Raw genomic sequence first — 19,999 nt, forward strand, 5'->3', positions numbered from 1 at the left:
AGTCTTTATTTTTTGATTAAATCTTTACTACAAACTAGAAGGGATAACCTATAGCGAAGTGGTATCCCAGCCCATCTTTAAATTTCTCAATATTGTAATAACCTTTCTTTTTCGTCTTGTAAGGGTCGTGTAGGGCGACACCCCAGTCGAATCTCAAAACCAGAAACCCAAAATCATAACGCAGGCCAAGCCCTGTACCTAAAGCTATTTGCCTAGGTACATTGGCCAATTTAAATTTACCTTCTCGACGGTTTCGACTGCTTGCATCATTGGAATCGACACCTGGGTCATCTCTTAACAACCATACGTTACCTGCATCAAGAAAGGTAGCCCCATGAAGATCACCAGCAATACGGAAACGGTACTCAATATTAGCTTCTAAACGTATATCACCCGTTTGATCAATGAATGAATATCGGTTACTTTTATCGGGTACATACCCTCCAGGGCCAACACTACGCACAGTAAAAGCACGGATACTGTTGGCTCCTCCAATATAGAACTGTTCGCTATAAGGAGCTACTCGCGAGTTTCCATAAGACCAAATCACACCTGCACCAAGACGAGTCGCAATAGATTGATTACGATTCAGTATCCATTGATACCTGACCTCGGAGTTAACTTTAAGGAATTGGGCAAAAGGAGAACCGAAAAGTGCCTTTTCTTTTTTAGAGATGCTTTGCCCAAAGGCAGCATAAGCAAGTGAGGTTAAGTTACCCGAAGAAACAATGGTGTTTTGCCACCACAGACGACTATTTCTCTTTTTAAGTGGAGCATTGTCGTAAGTAAACACATATTCCATCGCGGGGATAAACTGATTCTGCAAGCTCACATAAAGAGCTGGGTTGAGTTCGGCTATAGAGTCGAACGCAGCAGTACTACTTTTAAGCACATTAAAGGTTAGCCTCAACGGAGAAAACGAGTGCCTAACGGTCCTTTTGGGTTGCAGATCATAAGTAGCCTTTCCTCCAAACGAGAGGATTCGATAATATTTTGCTCGATTAAGCTGATCGGCATAGAGCTGGAAAGTTGTTGACGCAGGGAACGTAAACTCCCGACGATGCAACTTAGGGAAATAGAGTCGTGGGAAAGTCAAAGAAGTAGATATCCCCAGCTCATAACTATTCATCAGAGAACTCTTATTGGTACCTGTCTGCCATTCATACGACCCTTTGAGTTGAACATTCCATTTCTCACCTCCACCAAACACGTTTCTTCTACCTAAGGTAAAAACAGCTCCAGGACCTAGTTGATCATTACTTTTGGAGGTTACGTTAAGATCCATTTCGGCATCCATGGGCAACTCTAAGGCAGCACGAATATTCAAATCTAGGGAATCACTAGTAAGTTTTGGACCTACTGGTACATATTCACTCTCAATATGTTTGAATATACCGACTTCCCCCAGCCTCTCTTGCATACGCATATGACGAGTCTGGCTATAAAGTTTTTTCTTACCTCTACGACGGGCAGAGACATCGGAAGAATATTGATCGGCATTGACCCAACGATAAAGCATATTCGGACGTACGGGGAGTTTATTATAATAATAGATATCCAAGTCTCTATAAAGCAACGTATCGTTAGGTTCTTCTCCATTTTTACCTAAGATGGCTACAGAAGTCTTAGCTACATAATACTTACGCTGTGCCTCAGGAGGTAAGCCTGGTAGCGGACGCATCCGTAAACTAACTTCCCCCTCAACGAGTGTCGTGTCTGCTTGAAAGGTCAATAAATCGGGGCGAAAATAGTAATAACCAAGGTTTCTGAGTATCGTATTAACACGTGTGCGTTCAGCATCAAGGTCAAGAACATTAAACTGATCTCCAGGTTTTACTTTAGACCAGCGCGAAGCATAGTTAACAATGTTCTGAATAGAGGGCTCAAACTTATAGTAGGTCAGGGTATCCACCATATAAGGATGCCCCATGTTTACAGTATAATGAATTTTAGCTTTGCGGTCGTTCTTTTTATTGGGAACTATATCATAAGTTACCAAGCCATTAAAGTAGCCAAAGTCATGTAGAATATTAGTTCCAATCTTAACCCGAATATCTGGGTTAACGGTTGAGATAAATACAGGCTTAGCGGCGAAAGCATTAAAGATCCACTTGCCAAAACCTTTTTCATAACGTACAAAACTATTATACACCCACAAACCGAAAGGAAAGGGGATTCTATGACTAGAGCTACCAAACAAACTATTATTGGGTGCTTTAGATAAAGCAGCCTCAAGTTCGTCTAGAGCTGTATTGTCTGTTTTATTAGCAGGCTTTTTGTCATAATCTGTTTTAGTAGTCCCGGTATATAAGACCTCACCTTTTGGCAGGTTCTTAGTGGTGGAGCAAGAAGACAAAACAATCAAGCTCACTAAGAATAGTCCTAAGACCTGCTGCAATATTTTTATTGTATTGTGTTTTTTCATTTCTCTTGTTTTTTCTTCTTTTTAAAGATAAACAGCTCACCCAAACGATTTAGCTTCTTACGTAGGATAAGACCTACACCAGTTTCGGTAATCTCTCCCTCCAACACACTTTCGTAGTTTTTGTTATGGAAGATTCTTACAAAGCGAGTGCCCGAAGCATCAAGCCTATATTCTAGCGAAACGTTGTCGATAAAGGAGTCGAAATCATTTTCGGCTTGTACTCCAGTCTTGATTCGTCCACCTAAACTAATTTGGAATCGGTTATTCAAAAATCGCTGTGAATACCTGAAGCTATAATCGGTACGTTTTCCACCTGCTTCAGACATATCATACTCTTCAACACCTACCGACAAGCTTGCATTTTTAAGTGATGAACCAGCAATAGCGTTAATTTGACTTTGCAACACACTATTCAGAGCTGCTCCCATATCAAGACCACCCTTTCCTCCACTACCAGAGCTTGCCAAATAAACACCAGTAGCAAGCAATGCTATAGCCTGTTTACTACGCTCTTCTTGACCCATAGAAGCCAACTGATTCTGAACCGTAGAGTTATCTGGTGCATTGACATCAAATACGAGTTGAAGATTATCCAACCTGTTTTTAGCCCCAATAATGACATCAAAGTTAACCATATGAGAAGACCCATCAGCCTCGGAAACGGAGGCTCGCACCCTATCGGAAGCAAGCAAATTGAGCTTAGGATTGTCAACCTTACCCGTCCATTCGATATAACTATCGTTGGATATTTGGAACTCTTTAGACGGGATTACAGGCAATGAATACTTTATAATACCCCCACTTAAGGCATAACGACCATTTAGGAAGAACTCACCCTGAGGCGTGTATTGCATCGATAGATCTCCACCTCCTTGCAAGGCTATTCTACTACTCCTATCAGCACTTAAATCGACTTTAAACTGAACCGATGGATCAATGTGAATAGCCATCACCATATCAATTCCACCAAGTTCTCGAGGTATCGTATCGGTATGCACCTCAGTGGTATCCCTAAATGATGTAAACTGAACCAAATCACCCAGCCTATCTTGAACAGTAAGAGGAGATTCCGTAAGAACATAGGTTAAATCGGTATTATCCAACACCGACATGTTTCCTCGCATTTTCAAAGCATCGAGTGTTCCTCTAACGGTCGCATTAACCCCGACAAAAAGCTTTCCGTAGAGAATACTCTCCTTAGTACGCTTAGCATTAATTAGTGTATAGTTGCTTGCCGTAAGTTTTAAGTCTATAACTGGTTCGGATAGATTAGTAATATCGACTGTTCCATTAATCTTGAATGGGTTTTGATCGGTACTATAAATTGCAAAATCATTGAAAACAATCTTACTATCTTTGACTACCACTGGTCTACTGTCAAGGGTAAATTTAGCCCCAGCTTGTTTTGAGAAGATCGTTACACTATCCAAAATAAGCTCTCCGTTGATCTTAGGTGCATCGGCAGACCCCGTAATATGCAAGTGCCCATCAATATCACCATCTAAAGCAAGTTCTCCTTCGGGAAAGAGAACATTGGCCACCTTCAAGGGGAAATGTTCAAACACTGCATTGACATCAACCACATCTTGTTCTCCTGCCCTGTTGATAACACCATCAACCATCAGGACTTCATCGTGATTATGTGTAAGGTACATATTGATAAGATCCGAGTTTTTGCCATCGGGTAACCATGTGGCTCCAAGACTTAAATCTCCAATAAGCTTTTTCTCGTATTGCAGGCTATCTATAAAAAGCTCAGTAGAAACTTGCAATGTGGAGTCGGTTTGCACATAATGTGTTTCGGCAGAGAATACCCCATCGAGTTGTGGCAAGAATGGGAATAAGCGAGTGATGTCATTGAGCTGAATCTCCCGAATATCAATATTCATATTTTGTAGAGAGGTTGTATCTTTGAGGTTGGAGGTCATCTTAAAACCAATCTGACGAGTTTCTTCCATATCAATGTCGGCAAAAACCCGAAAGTCATCGCGTAAGACTAACCAGTTCTTCTTGTCCTTAAACTTAAACTTCCTAAATGCTATAATGGGTTCATCAGGAGTTAGGGTAACATAAGTACCTTTGCCCACAGGCATTATATTAACGCCGAACAAAAGTCCCTTCATATTATTACCTGTTTCAAAATCAAGATCAATACTAGCACTACTCTTACTTAAGAATCCACGAACAAAACTACGGAAGGCTGTCTCTTGATTTTTCTTACCCTTCACCACCCCAGTTTCTACACGAATACCTGTGGTATCTTGATCTAGGGTAAAGATAATCGAGTCTAGTTTCAATGAGTCCACTTTAAAGCCACCCACTCCCATCCAACCGTGCATACCCCTTAAAGGATTGACTTCGAATTTGGCAGTTGAGTTGGTGTAGTTTATCTTATTTTGAGATAGAAGAGACGAGATTACATTTTTTTGTCCAACCTCCCAAGCCAAATGAGCTTCGGGCAAATGCTTTTGAAGGTCGTTATAATCAATATCTTTTTTCTTAAGCTGAGCCATAAAGGTTTTCATCAGCAAAGTGGACTGATCCAAAAGCTCATTAAACGACTGGTGAGCATCAAAATGGAATGCAAAGTCACCAGAATTTATAGTCAAACATACAGAGTCATTATCGGTTATCAGATCAGCTGTTATATTTACAGGGTCCTTAATTCGTTGCTTAGAAAGGCCCAATTTATAGAGGTCTATATCTTCAATACTAACTTGATAATTCAAATTCAGCATAGGTGCAGTCAAGATATAGTAGCCATCTATAGTTCCTTTTACAATAGGATTATCACTACTTATTTTAGTTTGCAGTTTGCCAGAGTTCAAAAGGGCACTTAAGTTAAATTTCCTAAAAGCCAAATGATCATATCTCAATTCATTTAGGTGTAGATCAAATTCTCCTTGGGACTTATTCGACATAAAATCTATACCCGAACCTTTTGCCTGCAAACCTAGCGACAGGTTATAAAGAGGCTGATTAGGTATGAAATGATTAATATTAAGAGAATCAATATCTCCACTTACACGATAAGACTCATTAGCTGTATCATAATCAGCTTCTAAATTGACAACTCCTTTACCTTGATTAAGCGAGAGCTGTGTATGAATTTTACTACCGTTTATACTTGCGATACCTTTTAGCAACATTTGCTTAGGTATTCTTATTGAGCCATCATCGGCAATCCAACTCTCAAACCTAGATAAATCATAAAAATCACCTAGTAGATCGACCTGACCTACACGCTTGTTTTCATCACAAGCCTTTTTAGCGGCTCCTTGAATCGTAAAGATAAAAGAGTCTGAGAGTTCAGCATAAACCTCGTCTAGTCGAAGATTATCAGCTGTACCACTTGCTTTTACTTTGGCTATTATCGGGCCCCAAGTTGAGATATCAACATCCTCATCTTTAACTCCTAGCGCCATAGCCAATTCTTTCAAACTCAAATGAACCGAGGCATCTATTTGTGTTGGAACAGTATCATTACACCAGTTTAGAGGGGCATCAACCCCAAGAGTAAACAGAGATAGAGGAGTACGGAGTGATAAGTTAGAACAACTAAAGTACTCGTCAGTCATTTTCAATCTACCCTCTAAAGAGTTAACTTGAATTCCCGATTTTTCGAGGAAGCTAAACGTTTCGATATTTGCCTGAATGAGCTTTTCACCATAGAATACCGAGTCGAAGGAGAGAGAAAGTGTTTTAAAATCTAAATTATTAGGATCAACCCCAAGCTGACGAACAATACTTCCACTTTGATATGTTAATGCAGCTTCGGAAAGGTCAATTCGAGATACTCCATAATTGCCTGCACCCAAATCTATGTTAACTCCTCGAACATTCAGTGAAGGAAGATGCGCACCAAGAGTCATAGAATCAAGAGGCATTTGCAGATCGACACTACTGTTGGTCAAATTGATGTTATCAAGTAGAATGGTCCAATCAAGAGGCTCTTCGTCGGATTTAGTTTCTGTCGTATCGGCCAAAACAACCAACAAATTAATTTGATCTAAATAGATATCCGTAAAATCGGCAATACTTGTATCCAAGTCAACCAAACGAGTACCTACCTTAATATCCCCTAAAGTTCCCTTAACCTTAACCCCATCAATTAATGAACGAGTATTAACCTTTGCCTGATTTAACATCAGTGTATTAAGCATCACCTTCTTTTTGAGCAAGGGTAAAACTTGTACGCTTACATTAAGCTCGCTGAAAGATAGCATCGTATCTTTTTCTTGAAGGACCGTAACATCGCGCACAAGTAAGTTCAAGGGAAAGCGCAAGTCAACCCTACCTATGCTAATATCCATACCTGTAGCTTCAGACACATAAGAAGTAGCCTTCTTCTGTATAAAATTCTGAACTGAAGGAATGTATAAACTAACAATCAACAGAGCAAATATGATTATAGGAATCAATAACACCAATACAATGCGTCTGACCCATTTTCTTTTCATAAAAGATTCTTTTTATTTAACGCCTCAACCTTATAAGGTTGGGGTAATCGTTATTTTGTCTTAAGATATTTTGCTATCGCTCCAGTCAAGTCTTGAAGCTTTATCAAAGCTAGATTCACTATCTCGTGCTTATCAAAGTCTGTCCGATCAGAGTCAAGCATTGAGAGTAATTCACTAAGCTTGGGTTGCCCTAACATCTTTACCAGAGGTAACAGTTTATGAGCTGTTCTCACTACTTCTTGCCAGTTACCATCTTTAATAGCAAGATTAAGGGCCTCAGCTTGTGCAGTTCCATCAGCAACAAAGCTCTGTAAAATAGAGTCTAATGCCAGTTTATCATCTCCTACAAACTCTTGAAGAGTGTTCAGGCTAAACTCGGGCTCAACCTCTTGCTGAAGTACTCTGTTTTCGACTACCTCAAGTTTATTAATAACATCAATCGCCTGAAAAGGTTTTTTCAACACCCCTATAAAACCAGCCTTTACAAACTTAGTTTCATCCATAAAGGTTCGTGCAGACATAGCCAAGACTGGAATTGTTTTAAAGGTATCTATATTACAGGAACGAAGCAAGTTTAGGAATTTAAATCCATCCATTTCAGGCATCTGGATATCGGTAATCAGAAGTGAATAGGTCTTAGATTTTAAAGCCAAAAACACTTCATCCGTCGTGTTACAAGTAAGAACTTCAGCACCGTATTTTCGAAGTATCAAAGCTGTTAGCTTTAATTGTATTTTGTCGTCATCCAGAAGCAGAATACGGGTACCCTCTGGAAATTCAACCTTCAGCGAATCTTTATCACCTATCTCTCTGGAGTTAAGCTGTCTGACTGGAATCTGTACTGTAAACCGAGAGCCTTTACCCAGCGTAGATTCAATCGAAACAAATCCATTCAGACATTCGACAATTTTACTTACAATAGAAAGACCTAATCCAACTCCTTCTTGACCTTGAGCATTTGGTAATCGCGTAAATTCCTTAAATGCCTTGTTTTTCTCATACTCAGACATCCCAACTCCCGTATCGGTTACTCTGAAAACAAGTTGTCCATTACTCATACTAGCGAATAATTCTACACGACCAACATTAGTAAACTTCTTAGCATTTGAAAGTAAATTGGTTAGAATTTGTGCTAAACGCATCCGATCTGACTCTATCCATTGATTAAGCTTAGAGGAGTTAAAGTCTGTGATAAACTCAAGCCCCTTAGCTTTAAATTGAGGAATAAAGAACCCTTCAATTTCAAGAAGCAAGTCGTAGATATTAAATACGGTTGTGTTGATGTTGGCTTTATTTAAGTCTAAAGAGTGATAGTCTAATAGGTCATAGATTAAGCGATAAGCATGATTAGTAGCTTTATCAATATTGAGCAAAAAGCTTTTTTGTTCTTGTGTTAAAGCTGTATCATTCAGGAGTTCAGAATATCCCATAATAGTCCCTATCGGAGCTTTAATATCATGAGTAATTGTCAACATAAGCTTCTCACGAGCTTGAAGTAAATCTTCTGCCCGCCTATTGGCTCGTTCAAGAGCTATACGATATTTATTTCTCTTATTTATATCACGAACCAAAAGTATACTAAACACTATTGTTAGTAGAATAGCAACCAAAGCAATTATACCTACCCATTGCACTGCTGTCTGCCTACTTTCATTACTTGACCGAATTCGATTGAGCAGATCATCCACACGAGCTTTATCATAGTTCGAGAGGATCGAGTCAATTTGCAAACTTAACTGCTTGCTTATCTTTTTGAGTTGATTTGTCTGGTATGTCCTTTTTTGAACTAACCGCCTTTCAGCTTCAAGTGATTCTTTGATTTCTACTATTAGCTTTGTATCTGCTGTATCTTGACGAATAGACGACTGATAAAAAGTATCAACCGCTATCTCTTCGTAAGTCCGAACCTTAACGGTACTATCCATTTTGCTAGGAGAAAATGCTTCAGCTAAGCGACGAAAAAATCGTTTCTTCTTGGGCTTTGTAAGCACCGTATCAGCTTTTAACTTAATGCTAGTTTTGACAATGGGAACAGGCTCCTTAGAAAGTAAAAGCTTATCTAGATTAATCGAAGAAACTTTTAAATTGGTATTCAACTGGCTAAACGAGTGAATCAATTCTGTCGTCTTAGAATCCTTCTGCTGTATCAGTAAGGATATACTATCCGTATTAAGAACTGAATCATCATCAAGCTGAGTCAATACCCTCACATTGGCATATAAAAACCACAACGTAAGGAGTAAAACTACCAACAAAGAGCTAAACCCTAAGATTAATTTAACTTTAATATGTTTAGAAGGAGCCTCCATTATCCTATCTGGTCTTTTGTCTAAAACGTAACCATAAAAGAATTCCTGCAGATGTTAACCCTACAGGTAAAGCCATCCAAATCCCTACAATCCCCCAATCAAATACAAATCCCAAAGCATAACCCAATGGTAGTGAAACCAAAAAATAGGAGAATATAGCAATGTACATCATCGGCTTAACATCACCAATACCACGTAATGAGTTTGCATAGTTAATTTGCAAAGCATCGCCAAATTGATATAAAATCATCGGCAACATCAACATTAATATCATAGCCCCAATCTCAGGATTATCGGCCTGACCAAACCAACCAGCAAAATGTGATTTCAAGGAGAAAACTACGGTTGATAGTATAACAGCTAAAACTAAAATCAAGTGAAAACCTGCTGTAGAGGTCTTTCGAATACTTTTCAAGTTATTATTACTCTTAAAATTACTCACACGTATGGCTACTGCTGCACCCATACCCGTATAAATCATAAAGGTAGCTGTCGAAACAGTAATCACAATCTGATGCGAAGCCAAAGCCTCACTACCTAGCCAACCGACCATGATTGCACTAAGGCTAAAGCTTGCACTCTCCAATCCCATCTGTACACCCACAGGCCACCCCATTTTATTGATCTGACCAACTAGTGTTTTGGTTAATGGCAAGCGCATAAATCCTTCACGGTATTGGGTATAACGCGTAGAGAAAAAGAAAATACAGGCAAAAACAATAACAATCAAGATACGCGAGAACAAAGTGCTCATTCCAGCACCCACTAAACCAAGCTCAGGGAAGCCAAACTTCCCATAAATCAGAGCATAATTACCTACGATATTCATCGCATTACCACCAACAAGCAACCACATTGGAAGACGCGTGTCGGTAATTCCGTCAGAAAACTGCTTAAACGCATTAAATAGTACTACGAAAGGAATAGAACAAATTAAGATTAAAAAATAGGGCTTGATAAGATACATCAAGTTTTGAGGCTGCCCCAAGTGCTCAACATTTAGGTAAACGATATACATAATTAATGTAAGTATTGCACCTAACATAAGGTTTGAAAGCAAGCTCCCCTTAAGTGATTGTCCTACCTGAGAGAACCGTTTCATACCAAATAATCGCCCAACAATAGGTGTCAAACCATAACTAAAACCTGTACCAAAGATAATGGGTAGGTTAAATACATTATTAACAAAACCTACTGCGGCCAACTCATTTTTGCTGTGCCACGAGATCATCAAAGTATCAGCAAAACCCATCACTATAATACCTAGTTGCCCAATAATTATGGGTATCCCCAGGTAAAGTAGTGCTTTGTAATCCGACTTATATTTTTCGTAAAATCTCATAATTGTGTGTTATCCTTTCTATAATAAAGAACCGAACTATTCTCGGGTATAAATGTTGATTTAGCTATTTCTTGCAAGAGCTCAGCTGAAATTGATTTATAATCTGAGACTACTCGATTAATCTCTTCGACATCTCCTAAAAGCTCGAACCAAGCTATGTTAGTTGCCACGTTCAAATAGCTAATATTATTAAATATGTAATTGGACTCAAACTTGTTTTTCACTTTGTCCAATTCATAATCTGCAATTTTCTCTTCTTTGAGCAAAGCCAATTCTTCCCAAATAGCTGCCTCCGCTTCCGATAGACTCACACGCTCATGGGGTTTACCGCCAATATGAAAAAGTCCAGCATCGACCGAACCCGACACATAAGCATCAATTGACGAAAACACCTTCCGATCTAAAACCAATCGCTGATATAGTCGGCTTGAAGCCCCATTAGATAATATATCCGAAAGAATATCAAAAGCATAATAGTTACGGCTCCTTCGATCACACATATGAAAAGCCATAACTAACATATCAACTGGAACAGAGCGCCTCACCTCTAAAAAGCGCTTCTCTTGTTGGGCAGGCTCTATGATTAAAGGCTTTTTAAAGTCACTAAACCTTTCGATAGAGCCGAACCATTTTTCGGTCAAACCAACTGCTGTTTCGAAGTCAATGCCACCAGTCACAGCTAAAATTGCATTATTGGGCGTATAAAACTTATCGTAAAACTGCTGTACATCTTCAATATTTGCATTTTTAATATGCGAGATATCGCGACCAACCGTTGGCCATCTGTATGGATGTACTTTGTAGGCTAATTCACGAATTAAGTGACCAACATCACCATAGGGTTGATTTAGATAACGTTGCTTGAATTCTTCTGTTACCACGTCTTTTTGAACAGTAACACTTCGTTCGTTAATCGAGAGATTAAACATACGATCAGACTCCAACCAAAACCCAACTTCTACATTCTGACGAGGGACTGTGAGATAAAAATTGGTAATGTCATTATTTGTCCAAGCATTGTTCTCACCTCCAGCATTCTGCAAAGGTTCATCGTAGCTTGGAGCATTCTCCGAGCCAGAAAACATAAGATGCTCAAAGAGATGAGCAAAACCTGTTTTATAGGGATTTTCGTCTTTTGCACCAACATCATATAAGAGATTTAAGGCTACCATTTGGGTAGCCTTATCTTCAAAGTGTACTAAACGTAATCCGTTTGAAAGTATTTTACGATTAATTTTCAACATAAATCAGTCTATAATCGACATCTTAATGATTTTCACATCTGCACATGGGCGGTCGTTGCGATCAGTTTCTACTTCTTGAATCAAATCAACGATCTCAAGACCTTCGACAACTTCGCCAAACACAGTATATTCTTGATCTAAATGAGGAGTTCCACCAACTGTAGTATAAGCCTGAATCTGCTCAGGAGTAAAGGTAAACTGAGGTTGCAAAGCAGCCTCTGCTTCTGCTTTCTCAATTAGTTCTTCTTGCAGGTTAAGAAGAGCCTCTTCATTTTGTTCTTTTCGAAGCTTATAGATATCTTTCATGTGCTTACGAGCCAACTCCTCGAATATCTCATGAACTTTTGATTCGTTCATCTGATTTTCCAGACCTATGATTGATTCTTCTGTATAGACATTGCCCGTCACGATATAAAACTGACATCCCGAAGATGCTTTTTCTGGATTAACTTGATCTCCTTGGCGTGCAGCAGACAAAGCTCCTTTTTTATGAAACAACTCAGGATAAACAATCTCAGCAGGAATAGTATAGCCTAGATCTCCAGAACCTAAAGACTTTCCTGCAGGAGCACCTTTTGAATCAGGATCACCAGCTTGAATCATAAAGTCTTTAATAACACGATGAAACAGAGTTCCTTCGTAAGTTCCATCTTTAACAAGTTTCAAGAAATTATCTCTATGGTTGGGAGTTTCATTATAGAGTTTGATTACAACATCACCTAAGGTGGTTTCTACTTTTACTTTTTGTTGGGTATCCATATCATTCTTATTTGATTTCAAGCTGCAACTGACTAACAGTAAACTCGCTATTACAAGTATATTAAAATTCTTATTCATAGACTCGATTCTTAAGTTGAGCAAAAATACAATTAATCAACTATATAAGCATTCAATAAATACCCTAATTCTCTACTTTTTCCAATAAGCTATTTATTTTAACAGAGATTATGTAGGAATATCTAACTTGAGTTAATATAATATCAACTCAGAGATTTAAAGATTTGAAAAAACAGCATACCTTTGTGTAAAGACTAACTAAGCTTATAAAATGAATTCTATTTTAATTGTTGAAGATGATATAACATTTAGCCTGATGATAAAAACCGTTTTGATAAAAAAAGGATATAAAGTCGACACGGCAAGTAACATTTTAAATGCTAAGAAAGCGATCAAAGAGCATCATTATGACCTAATCCTTTCTGATATGCGTCTTCCAGACCAACAAGGAGAAGATTTACTTAAATGGATGCACAGCATCAATCTAAATACGCCATTTATTATCATGACCAGCTATGCCGATGTTCAGTCGGCAGTAAGAGTTATAAAGCTGGGGGCTTTTGATTACATCACCAAACCTTTTCACCCCGAAGATTTACTCGGAAAAATGGACGAAGCTTTAAGTACATCACTCAGCACTAAAGGTTCAGCAAAGCCTAATCAAGAGAGATGCGAATCGAAACCTCTTGAGCCTTCCGAAAATTACATACAAGGCAATAGCCCTGCATCTGACCAGCTTTATCAGCACGTAGATTTAGTTGGTCCTACAAATCTATCAGTGCTTATTGAGGGTTCAAGTGGAACAGGGAAAGAACATATAGCCCATTTAATACATAAAAAAAGTAAGCGTGCAGACAAACCTTTCATCGCTATAGACTGTGGAGCAATCCCCAAAGAGCTAGCAGCATCTGAGTTTTTTGGACACATAAAAGGTGCTTTTACAGGAGCAGTTACAGATAAGGTTGGAGCTTTAGTCGAAGCAAAGGGAGGTACTGTTTTCTTAGATGAAATAGGCAACCTAAACTACAATACACAAATTCAGCTTTTAAGAGCACTACAAGAAAGAGTGATTACCCCGATAGGATCAAACTCAGAGGTTAATATTGATATCAGGATTATTGCTGCAACCAATGAAAATTTGCCAAAAGCCATTGAAGCGGGAGCTTTTAGGGAAGATCTTTACCATCGAATCAATGAGTTTAGCATTCGCGTGCCAGATCTTAGAGAGCGTACAGAAGATATTCCACTATTTATGGATTTCTTTTTAGCAGAATCTAATAAGGAATTTGATAAGTCGGTATCGGACTTCACTCCTCAAGCAAAACTAGGAATACTACAGCACCCTTGGCCTGGAAACATCCGTCAACTTCGAAACACCATACGCAAGGCTACCTTGTTGACTCAAACTGATCTAATAAGCTTCGAAAACCTAGAAATAGATCAACTCTCACAAGCTACCAACTTCACAGAGCCTTTATTAGTTGCTCAGCTCTCGACTGGGCCAAACATTGAGCTTTACGATGAGCAGTCTGAGAAAGAAAAAATAGTTGCTGCTCTCAAGCATACAAAAAACAATAAAACTCAAGCAGCTAAACTCCTTAAAGTAGATCGAAAAACCTTATATAATAAGATCAAGCTTTACGGATTAGACACATAAAGCAAAAGGCGTGAGAAACTGAATTCTCACGCCTTTTGTTTGTATGATATCATTTGTAGTAAATTATACCTAAAGTGTAAAACTATGCCAAAGCACATCCTCTGGAACGGGTGCAATGACCTCAATCTTCTCTTTAGATACAGGATGTACCAAGGAAAGATAACGAGCATGTAAACTAATACTTGCATCAGGATTTGATCGATTGAAGCCATACTTTAAATCTCCTTTAATAGGACATCCAATTTTAGAGAGCTGCGAACGAATCTGATGATGCCTACCTGTCAAGAGGTTAATCTCCAACAGGTAATAGTTATCGGACTTCCCTATTACTTTATACTCTAAGACAGCCTTCTTGCTATCTGGCTGGGGTTCATCGTAAGCGTAACTCTTATTTTGGCGCGTATTACGAACCAAATAATGCGTAAGCACCCCTTCATCTTCCTTTGGTTTATTTTTAACGATAGCCCAATAGTGTTTCTCTACCTCACCATCCTTGAATAATTTATTCAACCGAGGTAAAGCCTTGCTTGTTTTAGCAAACAAGACAACTCCACTTGTTGGGCGATCTAACCGATGCACAACGCCAATAAAGCAATTACCTGGCTTATTATACTTCTGAATTAGATACTCTTTAATAGTATCAGAAAGTGGGGAATCGCCCGTTTTATCTCCTTGAACAATTTCAGAGCTAGCCTTATTTACTACAATAATATGATTGTCTTCGTAAAGTACTTGCATAAATTACATATTCATTCCACCACAACAGTGAATAACCTGACCTGTTACATAAGAAGAAAGGTCTGAAGCCAAAAATAAAGCAACATTCGCAACATCATCGGGAGTACCACCACGACGAAGAGGTATTTGTTTAGCCCATTCTTCACGTACCTCTTCTGAGAGAGCACCAGTCATGTCTGTTTCAATAAACCCTGGAGCAATAGCATTAGCACGAATACCTCTAGAACCAATCTCTTTGGCAATAGATTTTGCTAGACCAATCATACCCGCCTTAGAAGCTGAGTAGTTACACTGACCTGCATTACCCGAAACACCTACAACAGAAGCCATATTAATAATGCTACCCGATTTTTGACGCATCATAATTGGGGTACAGGCATGGATAAAATTGAATGCTGATTTAAGATTAACCGTTATAACAGAATCCCATTGGTCTTCAGTCATACGCATCATCAAACCATCTCTGGTAATTCCAGCATTATTTACTAAAATATCAATCGAACCAAAGTCTTTGTGAATCGCTTTAACTACTGCAGCAGTATCTTCAAAGTCAGCAGCATTAGAAACATATCCTTTAGCCTTAACACCGTAAGCTTCGATTTCTTTTTCGGTTGCAAAACCGTTTTCGTCCATTCTTAAATCTGTGAAAGCAATATTAGCTCCTTCAGAAGCTAGTTTAAGTGCTATCGCCTTTCCAATACCTCGAGCAGCTCCTGAAACAAGGGCTGTTTTCCCACTTAATAATCCCATAAGTTTATTGATTTAATTTATATTCTTTACCTAAAGCGCCAAATACGATATTGGCTATATATACTTTTCTTTTCTCGTAATCAATATCTGCACCAATCTGTCCCCTAATAAATGGTACCTCAATACCTTTTAAACAATAATGTACTAAAGAAGCAGTCATCTCAACATCTTGAACCTTAAAAACTCCCTGCTCTATACCATCGGCAAGCACTTTCTTAAACAAATTGATTTCTTTACAATCAAAACGTTTTCTCACGTTTTCGACTTTCCAAATGTCACGGAAGAAGCTTGCTTTAAGGGTACCGTTTCTGAAGACAATCTCTTTTACTGCTTCAAGACGTGTGTAAATAATTTCCAACATCTTCTCATCAGGTGGAATATTCTTTTCGGATACAGTCTTTAAATGCTGCCAAAGTTTATCCAGTTCTGATTGAACTACAGCTAAGTAAACATCTTCTTTGTTCTTAAAATAAGTATAAAGAGTCCTGCGACCTTTCTTAGAAGCTTTAGCAATATCATTCATTGTAGTATTCTCAACTCCGTTTTTAGCAAACTGAAGCCGAGCAACATCGACAAGTTGATCTCTAGTTTTACGAACTCTCATATATTAATTATTGCACAAACATTAATAATCTGAGCAAAATTACCTTTTTTCTAATAAGCATACAAATAATGCCCTAATAGAAATTTAATCTTTAGGAGATATTATAAGTAATAATCTTTTTAAAACTTTATATTGCAACATATCAGTACCTTACTCGTTTGTACTAAAAATAACCTCCGATATAATTTGGAGGTCATATTTATTTGCTTTATATTTGCACTCAGAATGATCGCGGAGTGGAGCAGTTGGTAGCTCGTTGGGCTCATAACCCAAAGGTCATCCGTTCGAGTCGGGTCTCCGCAACTAGTAAGGGAAACATAGAAATATGTTTCCCTTTTTTATTATTACTAACAGCAGAATCCTAACCTAGATTAGATATGAAAGTCGGCTTTTTTCAATATGCAGTATTCCAAAGAGATGTTAAAGCCAATTTAGACTACCTTGAAACTAAACTGCAATCTACGCAGTTCGATTTACTTGTACTTCCTGAATTGTTTACTAGTGGCTATGCTTTTGATCATAGCTCAGATATAGAACCATACGTGGAAAATATTAAACATAGCTACACTGTAAATCGACTCAAAGAGATTGCCCAAAACTCTAAGGGTTACATTACAGGAACAATTCCCGAAATCGATAATAATAAGATTTATAATACTGCAATAATGGTTGGTCCTGAAGGATTAATCTACAGCTTCAGAAAGATACATCTGACCGATTACGAAAAACGTATATTTACCCCTGGCGAAAATATCGATGTCTACCAATGTTGAGATGCAAAAGTGGGAACTGTAATTTGCTTTGACATTTGGTTTGCCCCATTAAGCTCTAAACTTAAACAGCTCGGAGCTCAAATTATCTGCCATTCGTCCTGCTTTGGTGGCGATGTAACCCCAAAGATCATACCTATTAGAGCCTTAGAAAATCAATATTACGTCATTAGCTGTAACCGAATCGGCACAGAGTTATTTGAAGGTCAGGCAGAAGACTATAGAGGTGAAAGCCAAATAGTAGATCCCGATGGTCATACCATAATAAAAGCCAGCAACGAAGAGCTACTGGCCTTTACCCATATCGATCTGAGTCTAGTTAATAATCCTGCCTTTGGTAGTCTTATTACAAATAATTTTCTCGAAGAACATGACAAATATACTATTGCATTAAAATCTAAATCATAACTCTTTTATACTGACCGCTACACCTCCACTTGGAACTAATTGAAGTTTCAATTTAGTTTTGCTTGACACCCTTTTCTTAGAAACAACATAGCTTTGAGGATTACTAATCCAATGAGCATCCTTCCCGTCGGAATAAATTGTCGCTTCATATTTCTTACCAACAGGCAGAAAACTTAAATCAAGAACTGCTTCGCGTGGATTTTCATCAGTAATGCTCCCAATATACCACTCATTCTTACCCTTAGCCTTTCGAGCAATAGTGATATAGTCACCTGGCTCAGCCTCTAGAATATAAGAATTATCCCAATCAACAGCTACATCTTTTATAAATTGGAAGGCATCAGGAAAACGCTCGTAATTTTCTTTTAAGTCGGCAGCCATTTGCAAAGGACTATACATAGTCACGTACAAAGCTAACTGCTTAACAAGAGTTGTGCTTAATTTTGCCTTATTAGGTCCATAAACCGACAAATCTCCTTGGAATATACCTGGAGTATAATCCATAGGGCCACCCATCAGCCGAGTGAAAGGAAGAATAGTTGTATGATCAGGATTATTACCGTTGAAAGACTCAAACTCCGTCCCACGAGCAGACTCTTGAGCCAACCAATTGGGATAAGTTCTGCTCAGTCCTGTAGGCCGAACAGCTTCATGCGAATTAATCATAATTTTATAATCAGCTGCAGTTTTAGCAACGTAGTTATAGTGATTTACCATCCACTGTCCATCGTGAAATTCACTACGAGGTGTTATGGGACCTACGTAACCAGTCTTAACAGCATCATAACCATTATCTACCATAAACTCGAAAGCATCGTGTAGCTGCCTCTCATAGTCCACAACAGAAGATGTAGTTTCGTGATGCATCATCAACTTTACTCCTTTTGATTCTGCATATTCTTGAAGTTCCTTAACATCAAAATCAGGATATGCCTGGGTAAAACTGTATATCTGCTCTTTTACATAAGCAGTATTATCTTCCCAACCCTCATTCCAACCTTCTACTAAAACAGCATTAAAACCGTGCTCAGAAGCAAAATCAATATAGTCTTTTACATGTTGAGTATTTGCACCGTGTCGGCCATTGGGAGTAAGAGATGAATAATCTGTTTGACCCAATTTGATATCTTGATAATCAGTATACGCCCAAGTAGATCCACCACCTGTGAAATATTCCCACCACACTCCTACATACTTCATTGGTTTAATCCATGAGGTATCTTCTATTTCACTAGGAGTATTGAGATTTAAAATAAGATTTGATGATAGAATATCACGTGCATCATCACTAAGAACAACCGTACGCCAAGGGGTAACTGATCCAGTCTGGATATATCCACGATTACCATTTTTATCGGGTGCTAAGTGAGAATCTAGTGAAGGCAAGTCAGCACCGACATTCAAAAACATAGCTGGATAATTGATTAATGCAGCTTCATGTATATTGATATAAATACCATCATTAGTTTTAAGCATCAATGGAGTTTGAACTGCCAATGTTGACGATGGTGCTTTAGCAGCCAATGGCTCTTGTCTGACACCATCAATTAAAGAGGCGATTTCAGAAAGTTTTGACGTAGTTATAGGGAATTCATTGGTATCGTAATCGGCTGGTATCCAAAAAGCCTTAGAGTCAGCAACCATGTTAAACTGTGTTAGCTCTTCCTTTATTATAAAATGACGCAGGTTTTTTTGGATAGGAAATTCATATCGAAAGCCCAAACCATCGTCAAAAAGGCGAAAACGAATATCCAATTGTCGATCTGTATTAGCCTGCGTTAATGAAACCAACATCTCATTATACTGATTCCGAATTTGAGCATTTTCACCCCAAACAGGTTCCCAGGTCTGATCAAAAGAGAGATCAGTAATATTAGTTATGGTAAAGGCTTGATTAAAAGGATCTGGAGAATTAATCAGAAACCCCATGCCACTATCCTTTATTATCACCTGATCTTTATAAGAAAGGTTATAAATAGGTTCACCACTCGTATTAAGCTTGAAGTTCAGCTCTAGACAACTATCTGGAGAACTAATTTTTTGAGCAAATAAGTTATTAATAAAAAGTAGACATAAGGCAAGACAGATAGATTTTTTCATAGTATCAGGATTAATTAATCTATTAAACAACTGAAACTGTCAAGTTACGTACTTACTCTTAGTTTATAATTAAAACTAACTAATAATTAAAGCGATATTTAGCAAGAATGGTTGGGCCGGACCCACAGACCTATATCAACAATAAAAGAGAGAGTCATTAGGACTAATCCTATGACTCTCTCTTCTTAAAAAGGCGGCTACCTACTCTCCCACGGGTATGCAGTACCATCGGCGTGACAAGGCTTAACTTCTCTGTTCGGAATGGGAAGAGGTGGAACCCTTGTGCTATAACCACCTAAAATATCTTTTGGTTATAAACATAAATCAACAAGAATAGTAACTAGTATTCTAGTTACAACTAAAAGTAAATACAGACCTTAAAAGCGTTAATATAAGTTGACGGGCAATTAGTACT

11 protein-coding genes, 1 tRNA gene, 1 rRNA gene and 1 pseudogene are annotated in these 19,999 nt (G+C 38.3%); 3 read left to right on the forward strand and 11 right to left on the reverse strand.

Going from position 1 to position 19,999, the window contains the following annotated elements; translation table 11 throughout:
• Window positions 1-34 precede the first annotated feature (34 nt).
• The 6 genes from tamL to B091_RS0108385 all read right to left on the reverse strand — a co-directional run bounded on the left by tamL (window position 35) and on the right by B091_RS0108385 (window position 12,617).
• Window positions 35-2,425, reverse strand: coding sequence for a translocation and assembly module lipoprotein TamL (tamL, locus tag B091_RS0108360; RefSeq protein WP_018109553.1), 2,391 nt, complete (start codon window positions 2,423-2,425; stop codon window positions 35-37).
• A complete protein-coding gene (locus B091_RS0108365) occupies window positions 2,422-6,885 on the reverse strand; it encodes a translocation/assembly module TamB domain-containing protein (protein ID WP_018109554.1) in 4,464 nt (1,487 codons plus the stop codon). The genes tamL and B091_RS0108365 overlap by 4 nt, the downstream gene beginning before the upstream one ends.
• A gap of 50 nt (window positions 6,886-6,935) precedes the next feature.
• Complete coding sequence (locus B091_RS0108370) at window positions 6,936-9,116, reverse strand: ATP-binding protein (protein WP_162137974.1); 2,181 nt, start codon at window positions 9,114-9,116, stop codon at window positions 6,936-6,938.
• 82 nt (window positions 9,117-9,198) lie between these two features.
• Complete coding sequence (locus B091_RS0108375; protein WP_018109556.1) at window positions 9,199-10,536, reverse strand: MATE family efflux transporter; 1,338 nt, start codon at window positions 10,534-10,536, stop codon at window positions 9,199-9,201.
• On the reverse strand, window positions 10,533-11,780 hold the full coding sequence (locus B091_RS0108380) for a M16 family metallopeptidase (protein ID WP_018109557.1): 1,248 nt from the start codon (window positions 11,778-11,780) through the stop codon (window positions 10,533-10,535). Before B091_RS0108380 ends, B091_RS0108375 begins: the two co-directional genes overlap by 4 nt.
• Before the next feature lie 3 nt (window positions 11,781-11,783).
• Window positions 11,784-12,617 carry a peptidylprolyl isomerase gene (locus B091_RS0108385; RefSeq protein ID WP_025069595.1) on the reverse strand — a complete coding sequence of 278 codons (834 nt, stop codon included), beginning with the start codon at window positions 12,615-12,617 and terminating at the stop codon, window positions 11,784-11,786.
• 211 nt (window positions 12,618-12,828) lie between these two features.
• On the opposite strand from B091_RS0108385, the gene B091_RS0108390 reads away from it, so the two are divergent.
• Window positions 12,829-14,214 (forward strand): sigma-54-dependent transcriptional regulator, encoded by a 1,386-nt coding sequence (locus B091_RS0108390; RefSeq protein WP_018109559.1) that lies wholly within the window; start codon window positions 12,829-12,831, stop codon window positions 14,212-14,214.
• A 69-nt stretch (window positions 14,215-14,283) separates the two neighbouring features.
• On the opposite strand, the gene B091_RS0108395 is transcribed toward B091_RS0108390, so the two are convergent.
• The 3 genes from B091_RS0108395 to B091_RS0108405 are packed head-to-tail and all read right to left on the reverse strand — an operon-like array spanning window position 14,284 to window position 16,306.
• Window positions 14,284-14,952 (reverse strand): RluA family pseudouridine synthase, encoded by a 669-nt coding sequence (locus B091_RS0108395; protein WP_018109560.1) that lies wholly within the window; start codon window positions 14,950-14,952, stop codon window positions 14,284-14,286.
• A gap of 3 nt (window positions 14,953-14,955) precedes the next feature.
• Window positions 14,956-15,702, reverse strand: a complete 747-nt coding sequence (gene fabG, locus B091_RS0108400; protein WP_018109561.1) for a 3-oxoacyl-[acyl-carrier-protein] reductase — start codon at window positions 15,700-15,702, stop codon at window positions 14,956-14,958.
• A gap of 4 nt (window positions 15,703-15,706) precedes the next feature.
• Entirely contained in the window at window positions 15,707-16,306 is a 600-nt protein-coding gene (locus B091_RS0108405; protein ID WP_018109562.1) for a TetR/AcrR family transcriptional regulator, read from the reverse strand.
• 230 nt (window positions 16,307-16,536) lie between these two features.
• Between B091_RS0108405 and B091_RS0108410 the strand changes: the two genes are divergently transcribed.
• Window positions 16,537-16,609, forward strand: a tRNA-Met gene (locus B091_RS0108410).
• A 74-nt stretch (window positions 16,610-16,683) separates the two neighbouring features.
• Window positions 16,684-17,484: pseudogene (locus B091_RS12850) on the forward strand (carbon-nitrogen hydrolase family protein).
• Here B091_RS12850 and B091_RS0108420 read toward each other — a convergent pair.
• Window positions 17,479-19,584, reverse strand: a complete 2,106-nt coding sequence (locus tag B091_RS0108420; RefSeq protein WP_018109565.1) for a glycoside hydrolase family 97 protein — start codon at window positions 19,582-19,584, stop codon at window positions 17,479-17,481. The pseudogene B091_RS12850 and the gene B091_RS0108420 sit on opposite strands and share 6 nt — an antisense overlap.
• 188 nt (window positions 19,585-19,772) lie before the next feature.
• Window positions 19,773-19,883 (reverse strand): 5S ribosomal RNA (gene rrf / locus B091_RS0108425).
• Window positions 19,884-19,999 lie beyond the last annotated feature (116 nt).

It is taken from the genome of Bacteroides propionicifaciens DSM 19291 = JCM 14649 (assembly GCF_000375405.1).
GTDB classification, from domain to species: Bacteria; Bacteroidota; Bacteroidia; order Bacteroidales; family Bacteroidaceae; genus Bacteroides_E; species Bacteroides_E propionicifaciens.

What these genes read in the sequence shown, in the direction of transcription:
- tamL (WP_018109553.1), bottom strand. Translation starts at nt 2,425, where the DNA reads ATGAAAAAACACAATACAATAAAAATATTGCAGCAGGTCTTAGGACTA.
- B091_RS0108365 (WP_018109554.1), bottom strand. Translation starts at nt 6,885, where the DNA reads ATGAAAAGAAAATGGGTCAGACGCATTGTATTGGTGTTATTGATTCCT.
- B091_RS0108375 (WP_018109556.1), bottom strand. Translation starts at nt 10,536, where the DNA reads ATGAGATTTTACGAAAAATATAAGTCGGATTACAAAGCACTACTTTAC.
- B091_RS0108380 (WP_018109557.1), bottom strand. Translation starts at nt 11,780, where the DNA reads ATGTTGAAAATTAATCGTAAAATACTTTCAAACGGATTACGTTTAGTA.
- B091_RS0108385 (WP_025069595.1), bottom strand. Translation starts at nt 12,617, where the DNA reads ATGAATAAGAATTTTAATATACTTGTAATAGCGAGTTTACTGTTAGTC.
- B091_RS0108390 (WP_018109559.1), top strand. Translation starts at nt 12,829, where the DNA reads ATGAATTCTATTTTAATTGTTGAAGATGATATAACATTTAGCCTGATG.
- B091_RS0108395 (WP_018109560.1), bottom strand. Translation starts at nt 14,952, where the DNA reads ATGCAAGTACTTTACGAAGACAATCATATTATTGTAGTAAATAAGGCT.
- fabG (WP_018109561.1), bottom strand. Translation starts at nt 15,702, where the DNA reads ATGGGATTATTAAGTGGGAAAACAGCCCTTGTTTCAGGAGCTGCTCGA.
- B091_RS0108405 (WP_018109562.1), bottom strand. Translation starts at nt 16,306, where the DNA reads ATGAGAGTTCGTAAAACTAGAGATCAACTTGTCGATGTTGCTCGGCTT.
- B091_RS0108420 (WP_018109565.1), bottom strand. Translation starts at nt 19,584, where the DNA reads ATGAAAAAATCTATCTGTCTTGCCTTATGTCTACTTTTTATTAATAAC.